This is a genomic window from Cobetia sp. BMC6 (assembly GCF_029991385.1).
Classification (GTDB): domain Bacteria; phylum Pseudomonadota; class Gammaproteobacteria; order Pseudomonadales; family Halomonadaceae; genus Cobetia.
Genome location: NZ_JAKUMF010000014.1, coordinates 45,732 through 53,529, shown reverse-complemented (window position 1 = coordinate 53,529; position 7,798 = coordinate 45,732). Strand labels below are relative to the sequence as shown.

Annotated in this window: 6 protein-coding genes; all 6 read right to left on the bottom strand. The window is 62.5% G+C overall.

What is annotated here, in order from left to right:
• Positions 1-464: 464 nt before the first annotated feature.
• Positions 465-2,270: a DHH family phosphoesterase gene (locus MKZ40_RS16445; protein WP_175090736.1), complete on the bottom strand. Its 1,806-nt coding sequence runs from the start codon at positions 2,268-2,270 to the stop codon at positions 465-467.
• Between the two features lie 159 nt (positions 2,271-2,429).
• Positions 2,430-3,821 carry a threonine synthase gene (thrC, locus tag MKZ40_RS16440; RefSeq protein ID WP_175090718.1) on the bottom strand — a complete coding sequence of 464 codons (1,392 nt, stop codon included), beginning with the start codon at positions 3,819-3,821 and terminating at the stop codon, positions 2,430-2,432.
• 115 nt (positions 3,822-3,936) lie between these two features.
• A complete protein-coding gene (locus MKZ40_RS16435) occupies positions 3,937-5,253 on the bottom strand; it encodes a homoserine dehydrogenase (protein ID WP_175090719.1) in 1,317 nt (438 codons plus the stop codon).
• A gap of 190 nt (positions 5,254-5,443) precedes the next feature.
• Complete coding sequence (locus tag MKZ40_RS16430; RefSeq protein WP_175090720.1) at positions 5,444-6,214, bottom strand: DsbC family protein; 771 nt, start codon at positions 6,212-6,214, stop codon at positions 5,444-5,446.
• Between the two features lie 39 nt (positions 6,215-6,253).
• Complete coding sequence (xerD, locus tag MKZ40_RS16425) at positions 6,254-7,159, bottom strand: site-specific tyrosine recombinase XerD (RefSeq protein ID WP_175090737.1); 906 nt, start codon at positions 7,157-7,159, stop codon at positions 6,254-6,256.
• Positions 7,160-7,426: 267 nt separating this feature from the next.
• On the bottom strand, positions 7,427-7,783 hold the full coding sequence (gene rplS, locus MKZ40_RS16420) for a 50S ribosomal protein L19 (RefSeq protein WP_175090721.1): 357 nt from the start codon (positions 7,781-7,783) through the stop codon (positions 7,427-7,429).
• Positions 7,784-7,798: the final 15 nt, after the last annotated feature.

Below are 7,798 nucleotides of genomic sequence, written 5' to 3'. Positions count from 1 at the left end.
TAAGCAGACCAAACTTGGTTCAGAGTCAAACTTCTCGTGAGAGGCTTGCTCCGATATTTGGTGACCTTGTCACCACTCATCGGCAAGCGCTCACACGAATTACCTGATCAAATTTTTAAAGAGCGTCACTGTGAAGCGAGGAGGCATATTCTACCCGGAACGCTTGATAAGTCAAGCACTTGATGATGAGTCAATCGACTGCCTCTAAGCATCATCAAGCGGTGAGGAGCATTGCTCGATCACCTGTTCCACAAGGAGTGCGGCGTATTCTAGCCAATCGCCCGGGATTGTCAATCGATGATTTTCGAAGCGGGCTTCAAAAACATCAAGCAAAACAATCACCTGCAAACCTCTTTCACCGCTGGTAACGCCATGCGTCCCCGGCAGCGGATGCGTACTTTACGCAGAAATCGGTTTGATGGCAAGGGTTTTTGGGCCTGGAATTTCAATTCATCCAAACAAGCTCATGCAGGCACTGCGTGCTCCAGCATCAACTGCAGTGACTCTCTCCCCCGCCAGCGATTGCGCGACAGCTTGTAAGCACACTTCACAGAGGAACCCACACCGAATGCCGGCGATTCCCCCGGCGACAGCGCACGGAACCAGATCGCCTTGAGGCGCGTACGCCCGAGCGAGAGTTCCAATGACAGGTGCGTGCCATCGGCGCCTACCGGCCTGAGACTCTCGACCAGGAAGCTGCCCTCGAAGAGAGGCGCCTCGAACTCACGTCCGAAGGGCGCCAGACGCTCGAGCTCATCCAGCGTTTCCAGACTCAGCTGCCCTTCCACCAGCTCACCATCGCTGAGAATCAAGGGATTGAGCGCCCTCTCCCCCAACTGCTCCGCGGCTGCCTGTTGCAGAGCACGAGTGAAGGTATCCTTTTCCGCCAGCGGCAAGCCCACCCCAGCGGCGCCGCGATGTCCACCGAAGCGCGGCAGGCAGTGCGGCACGAGATCATGGGCGCGCTGCAGCGCATTCCGCAGGTGCAATCCTTCGATGGAGCGCCCGGAGCCCGTCAACATGCCGGGCACTGCGGCTGGTGTCAGCACGACGGTCGGGCGCCCGAACTGCTGCACCAGGCGCGAAGCGACAATGCCCTGCACCCCGGGATGACCATCCTCCAGGTGGACCACGATCACCTGATGACCTTCCCGCAAGGAGGTGAGCGCCAGGGCACGCGCCGACTCCACCATCTCGGCCTCGATCGCCTTGCGTGACTGGTTGTCCTGATCGAGCACTTCCAGTGCACGCTGGGCAGCATCATCTTCACGCGCCAACATGAAATGCAGCGCGGCGTACGGGTCATCCAGACGCGAGCGGGCATTGATACGCGGCCCCATCTGGAAGGCCAGCGTCTCGGCATTGAAGGGCACGCTATCCGCCCCGAGCCGTTCTGCCATCGCGCGCCAGCAGGGTTCCTGCATGCGGTTGATCAGCGTGAGGCCCAGATTGACGACCGCACGATTGATCGCACTCCCCCCCAATGACACACAGTCCGCCACTGTCCCCAGTGCCACATACGACAACCACGGCGACAGCTTGGGGGCGTCGCTCGCCAACCTGCCCTGTTCGATCAAGATGTTGCGCGTCAAGGACATGGTCAGCCAGGCGACCATGCAACCGGCAATGGTCGCGTCGGGGTAGGCGCAGTCATCGCGTGTCGGATTGACGGTCGCGTAGGCGGAAGCCGGCGGCCCTTCCTGAGGCAGTGCATGGTGATCCGTCACCACGACATCTATCCCCGCTTCCTTGAGCAACGCCAGACGCGCCTCATCACTGGAGCCGCAGTCCGCGGTCACGATCAATGACGGGCGCGGCGACAGCGTCATGATGCGCTCGACCAGCGGCAGACTGATCCCATAACCATCATGGATGCGATGGCCGATAAGGCTATGCACGCGGTCGTAAGGCACATCGAACAGCTCGGTCAGCGTGCGCAGCATCACCACATGCGAGGTGATGCCGTCCACGTCATAGTCCGTGAGGATGCCGATATGCTCCCCCTCGGCGACGGCGCGCGCGATGCGCTCTGCCGCGCGCCGGCCATCGGCCAGCCGTTCGGGATGCTCGATATGCCGGAGCGCCGGTGTGACCAGCGCCTCCAGGGGGGCCTTGCAGCTCTCCAGCGTCAGGCGCCCTGCCAGCACACGCGCCTGCAATTCACTGAGCCCGGTCGCGATGCCCTGTTGATAGAGACGCTCGTCCCGCACGCGCGGCTGAATGACTCGCGCAATGCTGGCCGCGAGCATGCGCTCATCCGGTCGACTCATGGAATCTTGCGAGAATGGGGGCGACACGGGGGAAGTGACAGACATGAAGAGCTCCTGACAAACGACATGGCCGTCATCTCGGCAGCGGACTGCAGACATGACGGCCATGAAAAGATGACTGCCGATCACCCCGAGCGGGCAAACCGGCAGTTGTTGCAATCACCCGCGGCGATTTTCGCGCACGAAGTCCTGCACTGCCGCCAACTCCGCCGGCAGTACGCTATAGCGCTCCTCGCGCTCCAGCAGGTCATGCAGGTGCGGCGGCAGGTCGACGCCAGCAAAGCCGGCACGCGCCACGGCTTCGGCAAACTTGGCCGGATGCGCCGTCGACAGCGTGATCATCGGCGTCGCGCTATCGGTACGGCAGACCTCAGCCGCACGATAGCCGGTTGCCGTATGCGGATCGAGAATCTCACCGGTGCGATGGTGGGCCTCACGGATGACTTCGAGGATCGTCTCGTCATCGACACTGTGACTGGAGAACAGCTCACGCAGCTTCGCCAGCGGGACATCCGCCAGTGCTGCCGGTTCACGCGAGAAGTGCTCGAGCAGCTCACGGATCGCCTGACCATCGCGGCCATAGGCCTCGAACAGCAGGCGCTCGAAGTTGGAGGACACCACGATATCCATCGACGGTGCCAGCGTCGCCTTCAGCTCCTGACGCGAGAAGTCATTGGAGGAGATGGTGCGATGCAGAATGTCGTTGGCGTTGGTGGCGATCACCAGCTGGCGCACCGGCAGCCCCATGCGCGAGGCCAGATAGCCGGCAAAGATGTTGCCGAAGTTGGCCGACGGCACCGTGAAACTGACCTGGCGCGCCGGAGCACCCAGCGCCACACCGGCGGCCACGTAGTAGACGGTCTGAGCCATGATACGCGCCCAGTTGATCGAGTTGACCGCAACCAGACGCGTGCCGTTCAGGAAGTCCTGATCGGCAAAGCTGGCCTTCACCATCGCCTGGGCATCATCGAAGTTGCCTTCGATGGCGATGTTGAAGACGTTGGGCGCCAGCACGGAGGTCATCTGGCGACGCTGCACTTCGGAGACACGGTTGTGCGGATGCAGAATGAAGATATCCACATGATCGCAGGCACGGCAGCCTTCGATGGCGGCAGAACCGGTATCGCCGGAGGTCGCGCCCATGATCACCGCACGCTCGCCGCGCTTGGCGAGGAAGTGATCCAGCAGGCGACCCAGCAGCTGCAGCGCGACATCCTTGAAGGCCAGCGTCGGGCCGTGGAACAGCTCCAGCAGGTAATGGTTGCTGTCGAGCTGATTGAGCGGCGCGACGGCATCGTGACTAAAGGTCGCGTAGGTCTCGCGCACGATGTCACGGAAGGTCTCGTCATCGATGGCGCCATCGACGAAGGGCTTCATGACACGGAAGGCGATTTCCGCGTAGGACTCACCGGCCATCGCCGTCAGTTCTTCGGCGCTGAACTGCGGCAGGGTTTCCGGCACGTACAGGCCACCATCGCTGGCAAGCCCCGTGAGAACCACATCTTCAAAACCGAGCGCCGGCGCCTGGCCGCGCGTGGAGATATAACGCATGTCGTGTCTTCCCGTGGCTCTTGCCACCGTTATGATTCTTGCTCTTCCGGCCTGCGCCGGCTGCCCAGCGGGGCGGTGCCATCAGCGTCGATAGCCCCACCCCGTTTGCCCGCGATCAGGCGTTGTCGTCGAGATCCTCGACACGAATGCGCACCACGGACCCGGCGACATCCACCAGCGCTTCCAGCTGACGAATCGCTTCGTTCATGTGCAGTTCGCGCGCACGGTGCGTGAGCAGAATGATCGGCACCAGCTCCCCTTCGGTGGCTTCCTTCTGGATGATCGCCTCGATGGAGATGCCCTGATCGGAGAGTATCGACGCGACACGTGCCAACACGCCCGGGCGGTCCACTGCGTGCAGACGCAGATAGCAGGCCGTCTCGATCTCTTCCATCGGCAGGATCGGCAGAGTGTCGCCGTGCTGATTAATCTCGGAGAAGGCCAGATACGGCACGCGGTAGCGGTGGTCGGTGGCGATATCGCGCGCCACGTCGAGCAGGTCCGCGACCACGGCAGAGGCCGTCGGCTCGGCACCGGCGCCAGCGCCGTAATAAAGGGTCGGGCCGACAGCGTCGCCCATCACCTCGATGGCATTCTTGACGCCATGCACATTGGCCAGCAGACGCTCCTTGGGAATCAGCGTCGGATGCACGCGCAGCTCGAGGCCCTTGGCCGTGGCGCGAGTGATGCCCAGATGCTTGATGATGTAGCCCAGGTTATCGGCCTGCTCGATGTCCTCGGCCGTGATGCGCGAGATGCCTTCGGTGTAGGCCTTGTCGAACTGCAGCGGCACGCCGAAGGCGATCGAGGCCAGGATGGTCAGCTTGTGCGCGGCATCGATGCCTTCGACATCGAAGGTCGGATCGGCTTCGGCATAGCCCAGCGCCTGAGCCTCGGCCAGCACGTCCTCGAAGCTGCGACCTTCATCACGCATCGCGCTGAGGATGAAGTTGCCGGTGCCGTTGATGATGCCGGCCAGCCACTGGATGCGGTTGGCACCCAGACCTTCACGCAGCGACTTGATGACGGGAATGCCACCGGCCACTGCGGCTTCGAAGGCTACCATCACGCCTTTCTCGGCCGCGGCACGGAAGATCTCATTGCCGTGGACGGCGATCAGCGCCTTGTTGGCGGTCACGACATGCTTGCCGTTGGCGATGGCTTCCATCACCAGCTCATAGGCGACATCGTAGCCGCCGATCAGCTCGACCAGCACGTCGACCTCGGGATTACGCGCGACCTCGAAGATGTCATGCGTGCGGCTGACGCCGGTGATGTCGCAGTCAGGATTGTCGCGTCGTGCGCCGACCTGTTCGACGATGATCGGGCGTCCAGCACGACGCGCAATCTCATCGGCATTGCGAATCAGCACGTTATAAGTGCCGCCGCCTACGGTCCCTAGACCACAGATTCCTACTTTCACCGGTTTCAACGTCGCTTTCCTCTCTTGTTACGGTATCCAGCCTTGAGGGCCGCGCCACTGTCAGCGACGGCCTTGCCGATCTCACGTCGGTCTATTATCCAGACATCCTGCACGTACGTCTGTCGTGACCACGGTAGCAAGGCAGGACGCCCTGTCAACGCGCAGTCTTGTCGCCTGTGGTTCATGTGATTCGTGTGGCTCAGTCATCGATGCCCAGCATGGTGGCAAGACGCTCCACCGGCAGGTAGCCCGGCACCATCTGGCCATCCGGCATCACGATGGCCGGGGTGCCCTGCACTCCCATGCGCGTGCCCAGCTGATACTGGCTTTGCACCGGCGCATCGCAGCTGGCCGCCTGCCTGGGCACTTCGCCTTCATTCTTGATCTGGTTCATCGCCTCGGTGCGATTCTCGGCGCACCACACCTGCGCCAGTTCACGTGCGCCCTGCGAGCGCATGCCACCGCGCGGGAAGGCCAGATAGCGCACTTCGATGCCGCGTGCATTGAGCTCCGGCACTTCCTGGTGCAGCTTGCGGCAATACGGGCAGGTGGTGTCGGTGAAGACACTGATCACCGCCTTGACCTCACCCGCCGGGCGGAAGATGACCATATCATCTTCACTGACCTCGGCCAGCAGCTTGAGACGCTCGCCATTGGCCTTCTGCTCGCTGAGATTGACCAGCCCCTTGTCGCCATCATTGCGGTACATCTCACCCACGATCAGATGCTTGCCGTCGATATCGGTAAAGAAGCTCTCGCCACTGGTCAGGCGCACCTCATAGAGGCCATCGATGGGGCTTGAGGCCAGTGATTCGACCGGCAGCGGCTGGCCATTGACGACGAGCTTGTCACGCAGATCATCCAGGGCATCAGCCTGGGCCAATGGCGCCACCAGCGTCAGCACGGCGCCGGCACTCAAGAGGCGAATCGCACGGGACAGGGCCTGCGGACGACGGAAAGACTTGCTCATCAAACACTCCTTGGCGTCCGCGCGCAGAGGAAAGGACACTCAGCCACGCGGATGATGTTCGGCATGCAGACGCTCCAGACGCGCCTGGGCCACATGGGTATAGATCTGGGTCGTGGAAAGATCACGATGTCCCAGCAACAGCTGCACGACACGCAGGTTGGCACCGTGATTGAGAAGGTGCGTGGCGAAGGCATGGCGCAGCGTATGCGGTGACAGAGGCTTGCTGATGGCCGCAGTCACGGCGTGACGCCGGATGCGATGCCAGAAGGTCTGTCGCGTCATGGCCTTGTCGTGTCGGCCGGGAAACAGTGCCGGACGCGTCTGGTCGGCCATCATCGCAGGTCGGCCAACGGACAGCCAGCGTGACAACCAGTCACAGGCCTCCTCGCCCAGCGGCACCAGCCGCTCACGATCGCCCTTGCCGGTGACACGCACGACGCCCTGGCGCAGATTGAGCGCATCGACACTCAGGTTGACCAGCTCGCTGATACGCAGCCCCGCCCCATAGAGCACTTCGAGCATGGTGCGGTCACGCAGCCCGATGGGCGTCTCGAGATCCGGCGCCTCCAGCAGGCGCTCGACCTCTTCCTCATCCAGCGTGCCCGGCAGGCTGGGAATCACGCGCGGCAGGCGCACCTCATGCAGCGGGTCCGCCTCGATCATGCCTTCGGCCAGCGCCCAGCGATAGAAGCGCCGCAATGCCGACAGCAGGCGCGCCGTGGAGCGCAGCGCATGCGACTCACGCCGCGAGTCACAGAAGACCTGCACCTTCTGCGGTGCCACGCTCAGCAAGGGCACCGTGTCAGCACCCGCCTCCGCCTGATCGGCCAACCAGCGCCGCCAGGCCGTGAGATCACTGCGATAGGCACCGAGCGTATTGTCACTGGCGCCCCGCTCTAGCCACAACGTATCGAGAAAGGCCTCGACCAACGCATCGTCGTCCATCATTCCCGCTCCCCCATCCTGAATGACGCGCCATCCACGCTCGCGTGGCCGTCATGTACCGCGGCACCGGGCCTGCGTGAGCCTCGATTCTACCGTGATGCCCTGACGATGAAATGAACCCGCTGCAAGTCACACCGGATTTCCCTGGCGCACACACGAAGACCCCGCCATGCGATGCATGGCGGGGTCTTCGTGTGGCGGAGGAGCAAGTGGCAATTCGCTCCCCCGCAGTACTGCCGAGTTCTGCAGTCAGGGAATGCGGAGCGCTTAGCCCAGCTTTTCCTTGATGCGTGCAGACTTGCCGCTACGCTCACGGAGGTAGTACAGCTTGGCCTGACGGACGTCACCACGACGCTTGACGTCGATAGCGGCAACCTGCGGGCTGTAAGTCTGGAAGGTACGCTCGACGCCCACACCGTGGGAGATCTTGCGGACGGTGAAGGCGGAGTTCAGACCGCGGTTACGCTTGCCGATCACCACGCCTTCGAAGGCCTGCAGACGCTCACGAGTACCTTCGACAACCTTGACCTGGACGACGATGGTGTCGCCCGGTGCAAAGGCCGGGACTTCCTTGGCCATCTGCTCGTTTTCGATCGCCTGGATCAGTTTATTCTTGCTGCTCATCGCTAGCTCCAAATT